We start from the raw sequence: 16524 nt of genomic DNA on the forward strand, positions 1-16524 counted from the left end.
TTCGCCCCCTCGATACGCTGCACCCAATCTTTTTACAGGACGGTCGGGTCAAGCCTTCCCCAAGTGCTTTCAACCGTTCTTTTTTATTCCAGCCGGCAATCCGGCGTTCCGTGCCAGGTAATCCGGGCCGGTCAACAGGAGCAGGTCATGTCTGAAGTCCGTCATTCGCGAGTGATTATTCTCGGTTCCGGCCCTGCCGGTTACAGCGCCGCGGTCTATGCCGCCCGTGCCAACCTCAAGCCACTGCTGATCACCGGCATGCAGGCCGGCGGTCAACTGACCACCACCACCGAAGTCGACAACTGGCCGGGCGACGTCCACGGCCTGACCGGCCCGGCGCTGATGGAGCGGATGCGTGAGCACGCCGAGCGCTTTGAAACCGAGATCGTTTTCGATCACATCAATGCCGTCGACTTCGCCGCCAAGCCATACACCCTGACCGGCGACAGCGCGACTTACACCTGTGACGCCCTGATCATCGCCACCGGCGCCAGCGCTCGTTACCTGGGCCTGCCATCGGAAGAAGCGTTCATGGGCAAAGGCGTTTCGGCCTGTGCGACCTGCGACGGTTTCTTCTATCGCAACAAGCCGGTGGCCGTGGTCGGCGGCGGCAACACCGCTGTTGAGGAAGCCCTGTACCTGGCCAACATCGCCAGCAAAGTCACCCTGATCCACCGTCGTGAAACTTTCCGCGCCGAGAAGATCCTGATCGACAAGCTGAACGCCCGTGTCGCCGAAGGCAAGATCGAGCTGAAGCTGAACGCGACCCTGGACGAAGTGCTGGGCGACAACATGGGCGTGACCGGTGCCCGCCTGAAGAACAACGACGGCAGTTTCGACGAAGTGAAAGTCGACGGCGTGTTCATCGCCATCGGCCACACCCCGAACACTTCGCTGTTCGAAGGCCAGTTGACCCTCAAAGACGGCTACCTGGTTGTGCAGGGCGGCCGTGACGGCAACGCCACTGCCACCAGCCTCGAAGGTATCTTCGCCGCTGGTGACGTGGCTGACCACGTGTACCGTCAGGCCATCACCTCGGCTGGCGCAGGTTGCATGGCGGCACTGGATGCCGAGCGTTACCTGGATAATCTGCAGAACGCTTGATTCTGTAGAAACGAAAAACCGGCTTCGGCCGGTTTTTTTGTGCCTTCGGAAAATACACATGTCCCTGTAGGAGCGAGCGCGCTCGCGATGGTCGTCAACGATAACGCTGGGAGCCTGACACCCCGCAGGGCTCTCAGGTTCTTCGCGAGCATGCTCGCTCCTACAGTGGGCGCTGGATCAGGCCAATTTCTTCAGACACGCCTCAAGGATATCCAGCCCTTCCTCCAGCACCGCAGCCTCGATGGTCAGCGGCGCCAGCAAGCGAATGATGTGCCGCGACTTGCCGCTGGGCATCAGCAGCAAACCGGCGTCGCGCGCCAGTGCCAGCAGTTGGGTCAATTGTGTCGGTGCGGGCGAGCCATCGGCGTTGATCAGCTCGATACCACGCATGGCGCCGACGCCGGTCAGGCGTCCCAGGTACGGCGTCAGGTTGTTCGCGCGCCAGGTTGCATGGCGACCGACAATCGCTTCTTCCTGTTGGGTGCCCCAGGCATGCAGGTTGGCATCGGTCATTTCGTCCAGGGTTGCCAGTGCCGCTGCACAGGCGATGGGATTGCCGGAGTAAGTGCCACCGAGTCCGCCCTTGGGCAAATTGTCGAGCAGTGACTTGCGCCCGACCACCGCACCCAGCGGCACGCCGCCGGCGATGCTTTTGCCGAGCAGGATCAGATCGGGCTCGATGCCCAGTCGCGAGAACGCGAAGCGCTGGCCGGTACGGCCGAAACCGGACTGGATTTCATCGGCGATCAGCACAATGCCCTTGTCGTCGCAGAACTTGCGCAGCGCCTGGGCGAACTCGACGTCCATGGCCAGGAAACCCGCTTCACCCTGCACCGGTTCGACGATAAAGCAGGCGACGTCTTCGACATCGATCTCGACGCTGAACAGGCGCTCCATGGCCTTGAGGGCCTCGGCACAGGTGACGCCGTTGTCCCGGCTGGGGAAGGGCAAGTGAAACACCGGCCCCGGCAACACGCCGACTTTTTGTTTGTACGGCGCGACTTTGCCATTGAGGTTGAGGGTGGCCAGTGTGCGGCCGTGGAAAGCGCCGTCGAAGGCGATGACCGCGCTGCGGCCGGTGGCGCCACGGACGATCTTCAGGGCGTTTTCCGCCGCTTCCGCGCCGCTGTTGGTGAGCATGCCGCTGACCGGGTAAGCCACAGGCATGAATGCGCTGAGGCAATCCATCAGTTCGAGGTAAGGCTCATGGGGTGCAGCGTTGAACGCGTAGTGGGTCAGACGGGTGGCTTGTTCGCGAATGGCTTCGACGATGCGCGGATGGCAATGGCCGAGGTTCAACACGCCGATGCCGCCGACAAAGTCGATGTAGCGTTTGCCATCGGTGTCCCAGACCTCGGCATTCTTGCCGTGGCTGAGCGTGACAGGGTGAACGATGTTGATCGACTGGCTGATGGTTTCGCTGCGCATGAATGACCGGCTCGGAAGAAGGAGGACTTCTTTTTATCTAAGCCGTGAGCGGTGGTACGGGGCAAACGAAATAAAGTTGCCGGGTCAATCTTAAAAGTCGGGTTGTGCTTGTGATCAATTGCGCGCCATGAACGCAAAACCTGTAGGAGCGAGCTTGCTCGCGATGGTGGTGAACGATGACGCTGGGAGCCTGACACCCCGTGGCGTTCTTCAGTCCATCGCGAGCGGGCTCGCTCCTACAAATCAAATCAGCGGCGTGTCAGCGGCTGTTGAGCGAACTTCACACCGGCCAGACCATGGGCGATCAGCGCGCGGATGTTGCCGTGGTCGCTGCCTTCCGGCGTTGCCAGCACCGAGCGGTAATGCTCGCCGAAAGCCAGCAGGGCTTCTTCATCGCTCAAGCCTTCGAGCAGCGCCAGGCCCAGGGTCTTGCACGAGCCTTCGTTCTGCCCGGCCGCGTTTTCCACACCACCGTTGTTGAAGGCCTGAGGCTGGTAGTCGTATCCGGCGGCAATGAACGCCAGGGTGTCGGCGAAGGCGTGTTCGCCGGTCTTGAGGCTGGCGCGCAGGGTGTTCAAATCACTCATTGGGTTTTCCTTTGGCGAACGCCGCTTGCTGGTCGGCGCTGGCTTCTTGCTGATATTGGGCTTTCCATTCGGCGTACGGCATGCCGTAAACCACTTCGCGGGCTTCGTCGAGGCTGACCTCGATCTGGCGGTCGTCGGCCGCGGCCTTGTACCACTTGGACAGGCAGTTGCGGCAAAAGCCCGAGAGGTTCATCAGGTCGATGTTCTGCACATCCTTGCGGCTGTCCAGGTGGGCCACCAGCCGACGAAAGGCGGCGGCTTCGAGTTCCAGGCGTTGTTGATCGGTCATGGCGGTCTCTGCGAGACAGCTTCAAGCGGCAGGCTTGAAGCTGCAAGTTGGATGGCGGTGGCTTGAAGTCTACCGCTTGCGGCTTGAAGCTTGAAGCTCAGCGGCTTGCCGCGAGTGTGATCGACACCGACTCGGCGAATCGCAGCGCGTGGGGCTTGTCGACCTCGACCTCGGCGTACAGCACCGATGCATTGGCCATCACCAGGTCGAGAATTTCCTGGGTCAGGCGTTCGAGCAGCGCAAAGCGGTTGCCTTCCACATGGGCGATGATTGCCTTGGTAATGGTCCGGTAGTTCAACGCGTGATCGATGTCGTTGTCCCGTACCGCTTCCTGGGCTGCGTACAGAATGGTGAGGTTGATCAGCACATCCTGCTTGTTGAGGATTTCATCCTCGTTGATGCCGATGAAGGTACGCAGGCACAGGTCTTTGACCCGGATGCGTGCCATGCCTGGCTGAAGTTGTGGCATTGCTACTTGCTCCGTCCAATCAATTGCAGGAACTCCTGGCGGGTATTGCTCGACTCGCGGAAGGCACCGAGCATCACCGAGGTGTTCATGGTCGAATTCTGTTTCTCGACGCCGCGCATCATCATGCACATGTGCTGCGCCTCGATGACCACTGCGACGCCTGCCGCGCCGGTCACTTGCTGCACCGCGTCGGCGATTTGCCGGGTGAGGTTTTCCTGGATTTGCAGGCGCCGGGCGAACATGTCCACCAGCCGCGCGATCTTCGACAGGCCCAGCACCTTGCCGGTTGGAATATAAGCCACATGCGCCTTGCCGATGAAGGGCAGTATGTGGTGTTCGCACAGCGAGTACAGCTCGATGTTGTCGACGATTACCATTTCATCGTTGTCGGAGGCGAACAGCGCGCCATTGACGATCTCTTCGACACTTTGCTCATAGCCATGGCAAAGGTACTGCATGGCTTTGGCTGCACGCGTCGGCGTATCGAGCAAGCCCTCGCGGTCGGGGTTTTCACCGAGACCGATGAGGATCTCTCGATAATTCTGGGGCAGGGATAACGTCATGGAAAATCCTCGCGGGACACTATTTGATGTGCCTTCCGCCATTGACGGTCAGGGTGGTGCCGGTGACATAAGGGTTGTCGAGCAGATAGCGCAGGCTCTGGTAGATCACTTCGCAACCGGGTTCGATGCCCAGCGCGGACTTGGCCAGCGCCTTGGCGCGGTAGGCCGCGTCGTCTTCAGGGTTGAACAGTAGCAGGGCCGGCGCGATCCCGTTGACCTTGATGGCCGGCGCGTACCGGGCGGCGAAGGACAGGGTCAGGCTGTCGAGCCCGGCTTTGCTGGCGCAATAGCCGATATGCCTGCTGCTGCCCTTGCGGGTCACGTCATCGCTGATGTGCACGATGTCGGCGGGGCTCGAGCGTTGCAGCAGGTCGGCGCAATGCAGGTTGATCAGGTAGGGCGCCAGCATGTGCACGCTGAACATGCGGGTGAATGCCGCGGCGTCGGTGTCCGGCGTTTCAGCCAGCCATTCGGAAGCGTTGTGGACGATTGCCCGCAGGCTGTCGGTATGGGTTTTCAGCTCGTTGATGAAGGCGAAGATCCCGGCCTCGCTGGCGAAGTCCGCGAACACAGCGGTGGCCCCCAGGTCGCGCAGGGCTTGTACGCCGGGACGCTCGCTGCGGTAGCTGAAAATCACCCGATGGCCATCTTCCAGCAATCGCCGGGCGCAGTGCAGGCCGACACGCTGGCCGGCGCCGGTAATGAGGACAGGGGCTGCGGAAGAAGTCATGAACGGCTCGCATCGCGGTGAGAGCAAAACTATACCAGCGACGGGAGCGCTCTACCTATTGCGAGGGAAACAAGTGTGGGAGCGAGCTTGCTCGCGATTGCGGACTGTCAGACGACACATATGTTGACTGACACGCCCTCATCGCAAGCAAGCTCGCTCCCACAGAAGGGATCAATGATTCTGTGTGGAGGGTTCGGCACGCAATGGGCGTGCCGGCGTGCTGTTCAGCCAGCCGGCCAGCAAACGGGTCGACAATGGAATGAACAGGTAAACCATCAGCGGCGTCAGGCACAGGGTGCTGATGAAAACCCGCGGCAGCAGGCTCATGTCACTCAACAGCGGCCCCAGCACAAAGTTGAACAGCAGCGAGACCGGAAAGAACGCCAGCCAGATCGCCACGGCCTGTTTCCAGCGTGGCGGGCGTTGACCGACGGCACCGAACCAGCCCTCGATGCCGCTGACCCGGTGTTCTGTCGGGTGGGCGAACAAGTCGCCGCCACGTCCGAGCCAGGCGCTGCGCGAAGCGGAATGTTCCCAGGCCTGCAGGGTCTGCTCGTCGGCGAAGCGGAAAATGATCTGGAATTCGTCATCGCCGGGCGGCGGAGCGAGCACACCGGAGCCGAGATAACCGGGAAAATCGGTGGCCAGTTGTTCGCCTTCGCGCAGCCAGGCGATCAGGTCCTGGTAGCGTCCATTGGCAACGCGGCGTGCAACCATCAGCGTGACGGGAGGGCTAGACATTGTGTATCTCCGTAAGGCATTTGCGTCGCTCCGGATAGGAACTTCGCCAGGCACAGCGCCGGGGTGGTGGGCTGCGACTCGAAACAAGCAAGGATTATTCCTGATTCAGTCAATCGCGTCTGCGGCGTTTTTCGCTCGTTCGCGGCATGGAATTTTTTTACGGAAACTTTACGGGGCAGGGGCGTTAGAATACGCCTTGGACGATACAAGGATGTTTCAACAGGATGCCCATGTTCACAGACGTCGCTTCAGGCTCCACGCAGGCCGTCGCTCTCGAACAGGAAGAGCTCTTTCCCATTCGTGAGGTGGCGCGACTGACAGGTGTAAACCCGGTCACGCTTCGAGCCTGGGAGCGACGATATGGCCTGATTGTTCCAACGCGCACCGACAGTGGGCATCGACTGTATTCGATGTCCGATATTGAGCGTGTCCATAGCATTCTCGGCTGGATCGAGCGCGGGGTTGCCGTCAGCAGGATCGGCAAGATCCTGGCCAGGACCGAGCCACTCCAGGCGTTGTCGCATATCATCCCCAACAACCTCGTGGAAGCCGATTACGCGCAGTGGCGGCAGCAGATTCATGTTGCGGTCAACGGGTTTGACGAGCTTCGGCTGGAGGAGCTCTACGGGCAAGTCTTTTCCAGCTACTCCCTGCCGGTGGTGTTCCAGGGCATTCTGATGCCCGTCTGGAAGCGGTTGTTGCAACGCCAGGACCAGTTCGGCGGCACCAGCGAGTGGCTGTTCCTGGATGGTTTTTTGCGTTCCCGGGTGTTGCAGCGTCTGTTGTTGATGCGCGAAAAACAGCCGCGTCGCGTGGTCATCTGTGCCCTGGATGGCAATTGCCGGGAACTGGAACTATTGGTCGCCGCCCTGTTCCTGAGTTCCGGGCCATTGGCCGTTCGCGTACTGAACATGGGCCAGCCATTCGAGGAACTGGCGCTGATGTGTGAAAGGATCAAGCCCCTGGCTCTGGTGCTGTTTTCCAATCATGTGCCGGCTCCCGAGTTGCCGCGGCGTCTGAATCGCCTGGCCATGAGTCTGGAGTGCCGATTGTTGTTGGCCGGCGATGCTTCTGATCTGGCACAGGAAAGCCTGGCCGGGTCATCGATCGGTTGCCTGGGCAATGAAGGGGAGGTCATGAGCCAGCGTCTGAAGCAGTTCCTGGCGGGTACTCTGGATACTTGACGTTCAGAGATGCAGCGCGGGATGAGTCAAACGATGCTGTTGCAGGATGAACTGGCGCAGACGCTCGGCTTCATCGGTATCGCTCAGGCTCAGTTGATAGGCGTAGAAGCCCTGTTCGTTTTCTTTCTCGAAAGTACCGCGCAAGGCAATCCGCTCGTAGCCTGAGGGGCTGAACCACAAGGCGAAATGCTTCGGTGGTTTGGTCCTGTTGCGAGCTTCCAGCAAAACCCCTTTGCACGACACTTCGTGTACCCACAGGGTGCCGGGTTGACCCTTGGCGTTTTCCAGCGCTACCGGTTCGTCCAGTACCAGGCGCCAAGGCCGGACCATCGGCCCGTCTTCATAGATGCTGGGCACGCCGAGGCGCAAATGCAGCGCATGGAACTCGTCTTCCACCAAGTGCAGGGGAAAGGTCATTTGCTGGTTTTCGAAGCTGGCTTGAATGGTGACCTGCTCATGGGCCGCCAGGCGGGTGAGCAGGTCACGGATTTGCGACCCACCGTTGACGAGCAGGCTCGACGTCGCGTCCCGCACATTGAGTTGCGGGTTGTGTTGCATTGTCTGGATGAAATCCAGCTCATCCTGGGTCAGGAGCGCGTCGCGTTGCATGGCCAACTCGAAAGATGTAGTTACAAAGTCATTGGTGATTGTAATTACTGACCATTAATTCTGAGTTTCGTTTGCGCCGTTCGTCGCCTTGAGCGCAGCAAGCTCGGCCTGGAGTTCAGCCAACTGCCTCTCCAGCTGTGCCACGCGCTGTTGCGCCTTGATCTGCACAGTGACGTCTTTCTGTACGCCGACAAAATAGGTTTGCCCGTCCGCTGGATTTTTCACCGTTGAAAGGGACAGCTCGTTCCAGAACGGCGTGCCGTCCTTGCGGTAGTTGCGCAGTATTTCCCGGCAGGATCCTTCACGGTTCAATGCATCGCGAATCAGCGGCAGCGCTTGCTGATCGCGGTCCCCCGACTGCAGGAAGCGACAATCCTGATAGAGGATTTCTTCACTGGAGTACCCCGTCAGGCGTTCGAACGCGGGGTTGACGTAAATGAGGATCTTGTCCTGATCGCCTTCCTTTTCGGCAATCACGATACCGTCGTTGGAGGCGTTGATCACCATTTGCAGCAGTTGTGCATTAATCATCGGAGTATCCTTTCCTGATTGATTGTCAATTGCATTCTAAAAGAATAATCACAACCGTGGTGTTAATATCCGGGTCTTTCACTCGGATTCAGGATCAGCTCGATGAAAGTCGCCATCATTTCCGGCTCGGTGTACGGCACGGCCGAAGAAGTTGCCCGCCACGCAGCCAACCTGTTGAACGCCGCCGGTTTCGAAACCTGGCACAACCCGCGTGCGACCCTCGCCGACATCCAGGCGTTTGGCCCTGAAGCCTTTCTGGCGGTGACCTCGACCACCGGCATGGGTGAGCTGCCGGACAACCTGCAGCCGCTGTATTCGACCATTCGTGATCAATTGCCAGCAGCCTGGCGCGGTTTGCCGGGCGCGGTGATCGGATTGGGCGATGCGAGTTATGGCGATACTTTTTGTGGCGGCGGCGAGCAGATGCGCGAATTGTTCGCTGAGCTTGGCATTCGCGAAGTGCTGCCGATGCTGCGCCTGGATGCCAGCGAAACGGTGACCCCAGAGACGGACGCCGAGCCTTGGCTGGCGGACCTGATCAGTGCACTGCGCGACTGAGCGTTGCCCCGGCCCTATGCCTGTCAGACCCCTGCTGGCGCCGGTCGTTTGACATGGAACCAGGACGGCAGGGCGGCTGACTCGCTGGGCCATCAAGCTGGCTGCCAATGCAACTACACGAACCTCAAGGGCTGACTAGACTCGGTGGACATAGGAAACACTCCATAATAAAAACACCGAGGCTCCTTGCCGTGACTGTCCCTCCCGTCCAATCGCCACCCAGTGTCAAAGACCAGGTCAGTGCTGCCGAGTGGCAGACCCGCGTCGACCTGGCAGCCTGTTATCGCCTGGTCGCCCAACATGGCTGGGATGACCTGATCTTCACCCATATCTCCGCCAAGGTGCCTGGCACCGAAGATTTCCTGATCAACCCGTTCGGGTTGATGTTTCACGAAATTACCGCGTCGAGCCTGGTCAAGGTGGATCAGGCCGGCAACAAGTTGATGGACAGTCCTTACGAGATCAATCCGGCGGGTTACACCATCCACAGTGCCGTGCATGAAGCCCGTCACGATGTCGTCTGCGTGCTCCACACCCACACGGCTTCGGGGGTGGCGGTGTCGGCGCAGAAGCAGGGTGTTTTGCCGATCAGCCAACAGTCGTTGTTCGTGCTTTCCAGTCTGGCCTACCACGCCTACGAAGGCGTGGCGCTCAACCATGAAGAGAAAGTGCGGCTACAGGCCGACCTCGGTGAAAACAATTTCCTGATGTTGCATAACCACGGTCTGCTGACCTGCGGCAGCACCATCGCCGATACGTTCCTGATGATGTTCACCTTTCAGCGTGCCTGCGACATTCAGGTCATGGCGCAAAACGGTGCCGCTGAACTGATCGCCATCGAACCGCAGATTCTGGCCGGCGCCAAAGCCATGATCGCGGGTGTCACCCGAAGTGCTCAAGGAATGGGCGGAGCGCTGGCCTGGCCGGCACTGCTGCGCAAACTCGATAAACTGGACCCGGGTTATAAACTCTGATGGAGCTCGCCGAGATCCCCTTGTGTGTCTGGCGCAAACGCAGCCAGACGTTCGTATTCCGTGGCCAGAGCATCCGCTACTGGGCAGCAGGCCAGGGTGAGCCGCTGTTGCTCATTCACGGCTTTCCATCCGCCAGTTGGGACTGGCATTACCTGTGGCAGCCATTGGCCCAGCGCTTTCGCGTGATCGCTTGCGACATGCTGGGCTTCGGCGATTCGGCCAAACCGGCGAATCACGAATACAGCCTGCTGGAACAAGCGGATCTGCAACAGGCACTGCTTGAACACCTGAATGTCGAGCAGCCAGTGCACCTGCTCGCCCACGATTACGGCGACAGCGTGGCTCAGGAACTGCTGGCCCGGCATTACGAATCGCGGGTGGAGCTGGCCAGTTGCGTGTTTCTCAATGGCGGGTTGTTTCCGGAAACCCACCGCCCGGTACTGATGCAAAAACTCTTGCTCAGCCCTTTGGGCTGGATGATCGGCCGCGCCTTCAGCCGTGATGGCCTGGTAAGAAGCTTTCGGCAGATTTTCGGTCCGCAAACCCGTCCCAGTGAAAGCCAGATGGATGATTTCTGGAGTCTGGTCGAAAGCCATCAGGGGCCACGGATCATGCACAAATTGATCGGCTACATCCCGGAGCGACGCGTCTGGCGCGACCGCTGGGTGAGCGCGATGCAACGCGGTGAAGTGCCGCTGCGAGTGATCGATGGCGGGGTCGATCCAGTCTCCGGCGTGCACATGGTCGAGCGTTACCGGGAGTTGATCCCGGAGGCGGACACGGTAGTGTTGCCCGACATTGGCCACTACCCGCAGATCGAGGCGCCCTGCGAGGTGCTCAAGCACTACCTGGCGTTTCGCGATCAATTGCTCTTGCCGCCGCGCAAGGTGGCGTGTTCCTGAACCTTAAGATGAACTGTTGTGGCGAGGGGGCTTGCCCCCGTTGGGCTGCGCAGTGGCCCCAAACCATACGGCGCAGTGATTCAGGTATAACGCGTTTAGCCGGTTTACGACTGCTTCGCAGCCGAACGGGGCGATGCGGCGATCCGACAAGCCCCCTCGCCACAGGGTTCATGCCTGTTTCTCTTTCAATCATCCCCCTGCCTTATCGCGCACCATTCAGCCTCTCCCGTGTTCATTGTGACCCGCTGCGCTGTGCCTGAAACTCGGACTCACTGTCCTTTGGCCTGCTGGAGTCCCCCCATGAATGAGTCTGTGCGCTTCGAAGATAAAGTCGTGATCATCACCGGAGCCGGTGGCGGCCTGGGACGGACGCATGCACTGTTGTTCGCCAAACAGGGCGCCAGGGTGCTGGTCAACGATCTTGGCGGCTCGGCCCAGGGCGAAGGCGCCAATGCCTCGGCCGCCGACCGCGTGGTCGCGGAGATTCGCGAGGCCGGCGGCATTGCCGAAGCCAACCACGACTCGGTCACTGACGGTGACAAACTGGTCCAGCACGCCCTGGATGTCTTCGGTCGCGTCGACGTGGTGGTCAACAATGCCGGGATCCTGCGGGACAAGACCTTCCACAAAATGGATGACGCCGACTGGGACCTGGTTTACCGCGTCCACGTCGAAGGTGCCTACAAAGTCACCCGCGCCGCCTGGCCGCACATGCGCGAGCAGAATTACGGCCGGGTGATTTTCACCGCGTCGACCTCGGGCATCTATGGCAACTTCGGCCAGTCCAACTACGGCATGGCCAAACTCGGCCTCTATGGCCTGACCCGCACCCTGGCCATCGAAGGCCGCAAGAACAACATCCTGGTCAACGCCATCGCCCCCACCGGCGGCACGCGCATGACCGAAGGCCTGATACCGCCGCAAGTCTTCGAACAGCTCAAGCCCGAACTGGTCAGCCCGCTGGTGGTGTACCTGGCCAGCGAGAACTGTCAGGAAACCTCCGGTCTGTTCGAAGTCGGCGGCGGCTGGATGGGCAAGGTCCGCTGGGAGCGCAGCCTCGGCATCGGTTTCGATCCACGGGCCGGCTTCTCCCCGGAAGACGTGGCGGCGCACTGGCAGCAGATCTGCGACTTCGAGGGCGCGGCGCATCCGAAGGACAACATCGAAGCGCTGAAGGAAATGATGGGGAATTTGCAGAAATATACGCTTTGATACCACCGGCAAGGTCACATTGACTGACCTTGCCGGTTGTTGCATTTGTCGGCTGCAAAGCGGTTTGCCAATGGTCAGCAGGGAAAGTATTTGACGACCAGCGCCTTCAGGTTGGCGGCTGTTTGCGCGTCCATTTTTCCATCGAAGTTTTCCGGGCGAAAATGCATCTGGAATGCCCGCACCAATTGTTGAAAACCGCCTTCCGTGGACGCTCCCGAAACATCGTATCCATAGGATTTGAACAGCCCCAGCAATTCGCTTCGGGCTGGAACCCCCGATGTGTTGTATTGGCGCAGATACTCGTCCCGAGTGGCTTCATCGAACCAGGCGCCGACGCCTTTCAAGTACAGTTCCCGCCAGGGAAACATCGGCCCCGGGTCACTTTTGCGGCCGATCGAAACATCGGAGTGGCCCAGAACCTGCGTCGGCGTGATATCCGGGTAGCGCATGAGGATATTCAGCGCCAGCTGTTCAATCGCAGCAATCTGCTCGGGGTGATACGGCGGAAAGGTGAATTCGCCCTTGTTGTCGGTCGCCAGGTTGACGATTTCAATGCCGATGGACGTATCGTTCAGATTGCTGCGGCTACCCCACTGACTGACACCTGCGTGCCACGCGCGATAGGTTTCATCCACCAGGCTGAAAACTTCCTGCCCGGTATGGCCGGCCTTCAGGTAACTGGGGTCCGTAATATCCGGAACCAGATAGTGCGCGCTGACATTGGGGCCGGTCAGGGCACTGACAGAACTTGAAAAGTCAGCGGCTGTGTAGTGAAGAATCAGAAAGCGTATTCGACTGTTGAAACTTCTGGTTGAGCGATACCGGTTGTAGTTGATGGGTTTCATGGTTGCACTCGCAATAAGTAGGTTTGAAGTCGGACGAAGATAAAAAGTCGTTCGCCGACGTGCTGTTCAACTTAAAGACTCGAGTGCTTTTGGTGTTTACCCATGCTTGTAGGTACTTTCTGAAAGAAATGTAGGCATGCGAAGTTTTACCTGGATGCTCCGGGGGGGCACTGACTGGCAGCTGTTAATTATCAAAAACCATCGCCCATAAAAAAGGCCGCTGCAAACGCAGCGGCCAAAGTAAGACGTTGGATCAGGAGCTACAAATCAACGTCAGTGAACACAGGGCGACGAACCGAATCCTCGATTCATCTGAAATCTTTCAGTCACGGCGCAGGCCGGTACAGGGTGCCTGCGGTGGTTTACTGTGACAGTGAGGTAAGAATAAGCCCTCGACGCTGTAGGAAAAATACCAATTCCCGACATGCACTGTTGCAGCCCCGGCAACAGTCAGGATTCGGGTGCTCGTCGTCTGTGCCAGTCATCCTTTAGAGGTACACCACGAATACCTCCTTGGTGCGCTTATCGACCCCGGTGCCCGGCAGTAGGGTGAGGCCTTCTGTCACTCACCGGGGAAGACGCATGACAAAAACAACAATGCGCGCCATCTTCACACCGCAGGCGTTGGCGGTTGCGGTCGCATTAGGCTGTTGCGCCCAGGCGCAGGCCCTTTCATTCAACATCGGGGAGATCGAGGGGACGTTCGACTCCTCGTTGTCGGTCGGCGCGAGCTGGGGCATGCGTGACGCGGATAAATCCCTGGTGGGCATCGTCAACGGCGGCTCCGGCCAGTCTTCGACCGGTGACGACGGGCGATTGAATTTCAAGAAAGGTGAAACCTTCTCGAAGATCTTCAAGGGTATTCACGACCTCGAACTGAAGTACGGCGACACCGGTGCGTTTGTGCGTGGCAAGTACTGGTACGACTTTGAACTCAAGGATGAAAGCCGCCCCTTCAAGGACATCAGCGATCACAATCGCAAAGAAGGCGCCAAGTCTTCAGGCGGACAAATCCTCGACGCTTTCGTCTATCACAACTACTCCCTCGCCGATTTGCCGGGCACGGTCCGCGCCGGCAAGCAGGTGGTCAGTTGGGGGGAGAGCACGTTCATCGGCAACTCGATCAACAGCATCAATCCGGTTGACGTCTCCGCGTTCCGTCGTCCTGGCGCCGAAATCAAGGAAGGCCTGATCCCGGTCAACATGTTGTTCGCCTCCCAGGGGCTGACGGAAAAGCTGACCGTGGAAGGCTTCTATCAACTGGAGTGGGACCAGACGGTCGTCGATAACTGCGGCACTTTCTTTGGTGTCGATGTGGTGGCGGACGGCTGCAACAAGGGCTACACCGTCGCCAGCCCGGCCATTGCACCCTTGCAGCCGATTGCGGCTGCCTTTGGTCAGGGCTTCGAGGTCAGCAAGGAGGGGGTGATCGTGCCCCTTGGCGGTGACCGCGATGCCCGGGATTCCGGGCAGTGGGGTACGGCGCTGCGCTGGCTGGGGGACGACACCGAGTACGGCCTGTACTTCATGAACTACCACAGCCGTTCACCGAATGTCGGGACCACCACCGCCGGCCCCGGTACGCTGGCAAGCATTCCGGGAATCGTTGCCACCGCCAACCGCATCGCCCCCGGCAGCGGTTCGGGCCTGGCCCAAAGTGTGATGCTCGGTCGCGGCCAGTATTACCTCGAATACCCGGAGGACATCCGCCTCTACGGCGCCAGCTTCGCCACCACGTTATCCACCGGCACCGCGTGGAGCGGGGAAATCAGCTACCGTCCCAACGCCCCGGTGCAGGTCAACACCAATGACCTGACCCTGGCCTTGCTCAACCCTATCGCGGGCGGAGCAGCATCGCCCATTGCCACGTCACCGGGGGCCGACAACAAAGGCTACCGCCGCAAGGAGGTGACGCAGATCCAGAGCACCCTGACGCACTTCATCGATCAGGTCGCGGGTGCAGATCGCCTGACCCTGGTAGGCGAGGCGGCAGTGGTTCGGGTCGGTGGTCTGGAAGCACGTACCAAACTGCGCTACGGCCGCGACTCGGTGTATGGCCAGTATGGATTCGGCGGCGATACCGACGGTTTCGTGACCTCGACTTCATGGGGTTATCGCGCCCGGGCCATCCTCGACTACAACAACCTCATCGCCGGGATCAACTTCAGACCCAACCTCTCGTGGTCCCACGACGTCGCAGGCTTTGGCCCTAACGGTCTGTTCAACGAAGGCGCCAAGGCCATCAGCCTCGGAGTCGATGCGGACTATCGCAACACCTATACCGCCAGCCTCAGTTACACCGACTTTTTCGGCGGCGACTACAACGTCCTCGCCGACCGTGACTTCGTGGCGTTGAGCTTTGGTGTGAACTTCTGATCTGGCTGAAAAGGATGAATTCAATGCGCAAGATGATTCTGCAATTGGGCACCGTTCTGGCCCTGAGTCTGCTGGCCGCCAACGTGATGGCGGCGGTGTCGCCGCAAGAAGCCGGCCTTCTCGGCACCAGCCTTACACCGCTCGGTGCCGAGAAGGCCGGCAATGCCGATGGCTCGATTCCGGCCTGGACCGGCGGCATCCCGAAAAACGCTGGCGCGGTGGACAGCAAAGGTTTCCTGGCCGACCCGTTCGCCAACGAAAAGCCGTTGTTCGTGATCACCGCGGCGACCGTCGACAAGTACAAGGACAAGCTCTCCGACGGCCAGATCGCAATGTTCAAGCGCTATCCAGAGACCTACAAGATTCCGGTCTACCCGAGCCATCGCACCGTGGCGTTACCGGCAGAAATCTATGAGTCGGCCAAGCGCAGTGCGCTGAACGTAACACCGATCAACGAGGGTAACGGTCTGGCCAACTTCACTGGTAATCGCTACTACGCATTCCCGATTCCGAAGAATGGCGTGGAAGTGATCTGGAACCATGTCACTCGTTACCACGGCGGCAATCTGCGACGCACCATCACCCAGGCAACACCGCAGTCCAATGGCGACTTCACGGTGATCCGCTTCAAGGACGAAGTCGCCGTTCCGTCGTTGCTCAGCGATCTGAAACCGGGCAGCGACGATAACGTCCTCAACTACTTCAAGCAGGAAGTGACCGCGCCGGCGCGGCTGGCGGGCAACGTGTTGCTGGTCCACGAGACCCTCGACCAGGTCAAGGAGCCACGCAAGGCCTGGATCTACAACGCTGGCCAGCGCCGGGTACGGCGTGCGCCGCAGGTCGCTTATGACGGTGTCGGCACCTCATCCGACGGCCTGCGCACTACCGATAACTTCGACATGTTTTCCGGCGCGCCGGATCGCTACGATTGGAAACTGATCGGCAAGAAGGAGATGTACATTCCCTACAACAGCTACAAGCTCGACTCGCCCAACCTCAAGTACACCGATGTGATCAAGGCCGGGCACATCAATCAGGACCTGACCCGCTACGAGTTGCACCGTGTCTGGGAAGTCGTCGCCACGGTCAAGCCGAGCGAGCGTCACGTGTACGCCAAGCGCCACATGTACATCGACGAAGACAGCTGGCAAGTGGCGCTGGCCGACCACTACGACGGGCGTGGCCAACTCTGGCGCGTCGCCGAAGGGCATGCCCAGTTCTACTACGATCACCAGGTGCCGGCCTACACCGTCGAAGCGCTGTATGACCTGATCGCCGGTCGCTATATCGCCCTGGGAATGAAGAACGAAGAGAAGCGCAGCTTCGAATTCAATATCGATGCAAAAGCGGGGGACTACACGCCAGCAGCCTTGCGGAGCACGGGAGTCAGGTAGGTTTCCTACAGGGTCTTACACAAAAGGG

At 59.7% G+C, this 16524-nt stretch carries 18 protein-coding genes and 1 pseudogene; 9 read left to right on the forward strand and 10 right to left on the reverse strand.

Features of this window, described 5'->3' with window-relative positions:
* Window positions 1-147: 147 nt before the first annotated feature.
* Both trxB and KW840_RS28460 read left to right on the forward strand, forming a co-directional pair.
* Complete coding sequence (gene trxB, locus KW840_RS08260; RefSeq protein ID WP_095965873.1) at window positions 148-1104, forward strand: thioredoxin-disulfide reductase; 957 nt, start codon at window positions 148-150, stop codon at window positions 1102-1104.
* Window positions 1105-1191: 87 nt separating this feature from the next.
* Window positions 1192-1272, forward strand: a pseudogene (locus tag KW840_RS28460) (outer membrane lipoprotein carrier protein LolA); the annotation flags it as partial.
* Between the two features lie 9 nt (window positions 1273-1281).
* On the opposite strand, the gene KW840_RS08265 reads toward KW840_RS28460, so the two are convergent.
* The 7 genes from KW840_RS08265 to KW840_RS08295 form a co-directional block, all read right to left on the reverse strand.
* The gene (locus KW840_RS08265; protein ID WP_218494934.1) at window positions 1282-2532 is read right to left on the reverse strand and encodes an aspartate aminotransferase family protein; all 1251 of its coding nucleotides are present in this window, start codon (window positions 2530-2532) and stop codon (window positions 1282-1284) included.
* A 248-nt stretch (window positions 2533-2780) separates the two neighbouring features.
* A complete protein-coding gene (locus KW840_RS08270) occupies window positions 2781-3119 on the reverse strand; it encodes a HopJ type III effector protein (protein WP_102669101.1) in 339 nt (112 codons plus the stop codon).
* Entirely contained in the window at window positions 3112-3408 is a 297-nt protein-coding gene (locus KW840_RS08275; protein ID WP_046040093.1) for a DUF1244 domain-containing protein, read from the reverse strand. Before KW840_RS08275 ends, KW840_RS08270 begins: the two co-directional genes overlap by 8 nt.
* 97 nt (window positions 3409-3505) lie before the next feature.
* Window positions 3506-3877: a dihydroneopterin triphosphate 2'-epimerase gene (folX, locus tag KW840_RS08280; protein WP_007970304.1), complete on the reverse strand. Its 372-nt coding sequence runs from the start codon at window positions 3875-3877 to the stop codon at window positions 3506-3508.
* A gap of 2 nt (window positions 3878-3879) precedes the next feature.
* Entirely contained in the window at window positions 3880-4440 is a 561-nt protein-coding gene (folE, locus tag KW840_RS08285; RefSeq protein ID WP_008046221.1) for a GTP cyclohydrolase I FolE, read from the reverse strand.
* A gap of 19 nt (window positions 4441-4459) precedes the next feature.
* Window positions 4460-5170 carry a dihydromonapterin reductase gene (gene folM / locus KW840_RS08290; RefSeq protein WP_090453111.1) on the reverse strand — a complete coding sequence of 237 codons (711 nt, stop codon included), beginning with the start codon at window positions 5168-5170 and terminating at the stop codon, window positions 4460-4462.
* 171 nt (window positions 5171-5341) lie between these two features.
* On the reverse strand, window positions 5342-5911 hold the full coding sequence (locus KW840_RS08295; protein WP_057716399.1) for an antibiotic biosynthesis monooxygenase: 570 nt from the start codon (window positions 5909-5911) through the stop codon (window positions 5342-5344).
* A 224-nt stretch (window positions 5912-6135) separates the two neighbouring features.
* On the opposite strand from KW840_RS08295, the gene KW840_RS08300 reads away from it, so the two are divergent.
* Window positions 6136-7095: a MerR family transcriptional regulator gene (locus KW840_RS08300; RefSeq protein WP_218494935.1), complete on the forward strand. Its 960-nt coding sequence runs from the start codon at window positions 6136-6138 to the stop codon at window positions 7093-7095.
* A 3-nt stretch (window positions 7096-7098) separates the two neighbouring features.
* On the opposite strand, the gene KW840_RS08305 is transcribed toward KW840_RS08300, so the two are convergent.
* Together KW840_RS08305 and KW840_RS08310 are read right to left on the reverse strand one after the other, a co-directional pair.
* Window positions 7099-7704 carry a hypothetical protein gene (locus KW840_RS08305; protein ID WP_057716397.1) on the reverse strand — a complete coding sequence of 202 codons (606 nt, stop codon included), beginning with the start codon at window positions 7702-7704 and terminating at the stop codon, window positions 7099-7101.
* A 54-nt stretch (window positions 7705-7758) separates the two neighbouring features.
* The gene (locus KW840_RS08310; RefSeq protein ID WP_218494936.1) at window positions 7759-8235 is read right to left on the reverse strand and encodes a PAS domain-containing protein; all 477 of its coding nucleotides are present in this window, start codon (window positions 8233-8235) and stop codon (window positions 7759-7761) included.
* Window positions 8236-8337: 102 nt separating this feature from the next.
* Here KW840_RS08310 and KW840_RS08315 point away from each other — a divergent pair, with 102 nt between their 5' ends.
* The 4 genes from KW840_RS08315 (at window position 8338) to KW840_RS08330 (ending at window position 11881) form a co-directional block, all read left to right on the forward strand.
* Window positions 8338-8793 (forward strand): flavodoxin, encoded by a 456-nt coding sequence (locus KW840_RS08315; protein WP_218494937.1) that lies wholly within the window; start codon window positions 8338-8340, stop codon window positions 8791-8793.
* A gap of 191 nt (window positions 8794-8984) precedes the next feature.
* Window positions 8985-9767 (forward strand): class II aldolase/adducin family protein, encoded by a 783-nt coding sequence (locus tag KW840_RS08320; protein ID WP_218494938.1) that lies wholly within the window; start codon window positions 8985-8987, stop codon window positions 9765-9767.
* Complete coding sequence (locus tag KW840_RS08325) at window positions 9767-10669, forward strand: alpha/beta fold hydrolase (RefSeq protein WP_057716393.1); 903 nt, start codon at window positions 9767-9769, stop codon at window positions 10667-10669. The genes KW840_RS08320 and KW840_RS08325 overlap by 1 nt, the downstream gene beginning before the upstream one ends.
* Before the next feature lie 300 nt (window positions 10670-10969).
* Window positions 10970-11881, forward strand: coding sequence for an SDR family oxidoreductase (locus KW840_RS08330; protein ID WP_057716392.1), 912 nt, complete (start codon window positions 10970-10972; stop codon window positions 11879-11881).
* 74 nt (window positions 11882-11955) lie between these two features.
* On the opposite strand, the gene KW840_RS08335 is transcribed toward KW840_RS08330, so the two are convergent.
* Window positions 11956-12726 (reverse strand): N-acetylmuramoyl-L-alanine amidase, encoded by a 771-nt coding sequence (locus tag KW840_RS08335; protein WP_218494939.1) that lies wholly within the window; start codon window positions 12724-12726, stop codon window positions 11956-11958.
* Window positions 12727-13308: 582 nt separating this feature from the next.
* Between KW840_RS08335 and KW840_RS08340 the strand changes: the two genes are divergently transcribed.
* Window positions 13309-15102: a DUF1302 domain-containing protein gene (locus KW840_RS08340; RefSeq protein WP_218494940.1), complete on the forward strand. Its 1794-nt coding sequence runs from the start codon at window positions 13309-13311 to the stop codon at window positions 15100-15102.
* Window positions 15103-15125: 23 nt separating this feature from the next.
* Window positions 15126-16496 (forward strand): DUF1329 domain-containing protein, encoded by a 1371-nt coding sequence (locus KW840_RS08345; protein ID WP_150812787.1) that lies wholly within the window; start codon window positions 15126-15128, stop codon window positions 16494-16496.
* Window positions 16497-16524: the final 28 nt, after the last annotated feature.

It is taken from the genome of Pseudomonas sp. PDM30, assembly GCF_019218985.1.
GTDB classification, from domain to species: Bacteria; Pseudomonadota; Gammaproteobacteria; order Pseudomonadales; family Pseudomonadaceae; genus Aquipseudomonas; species Aquipseudomonas jessenii.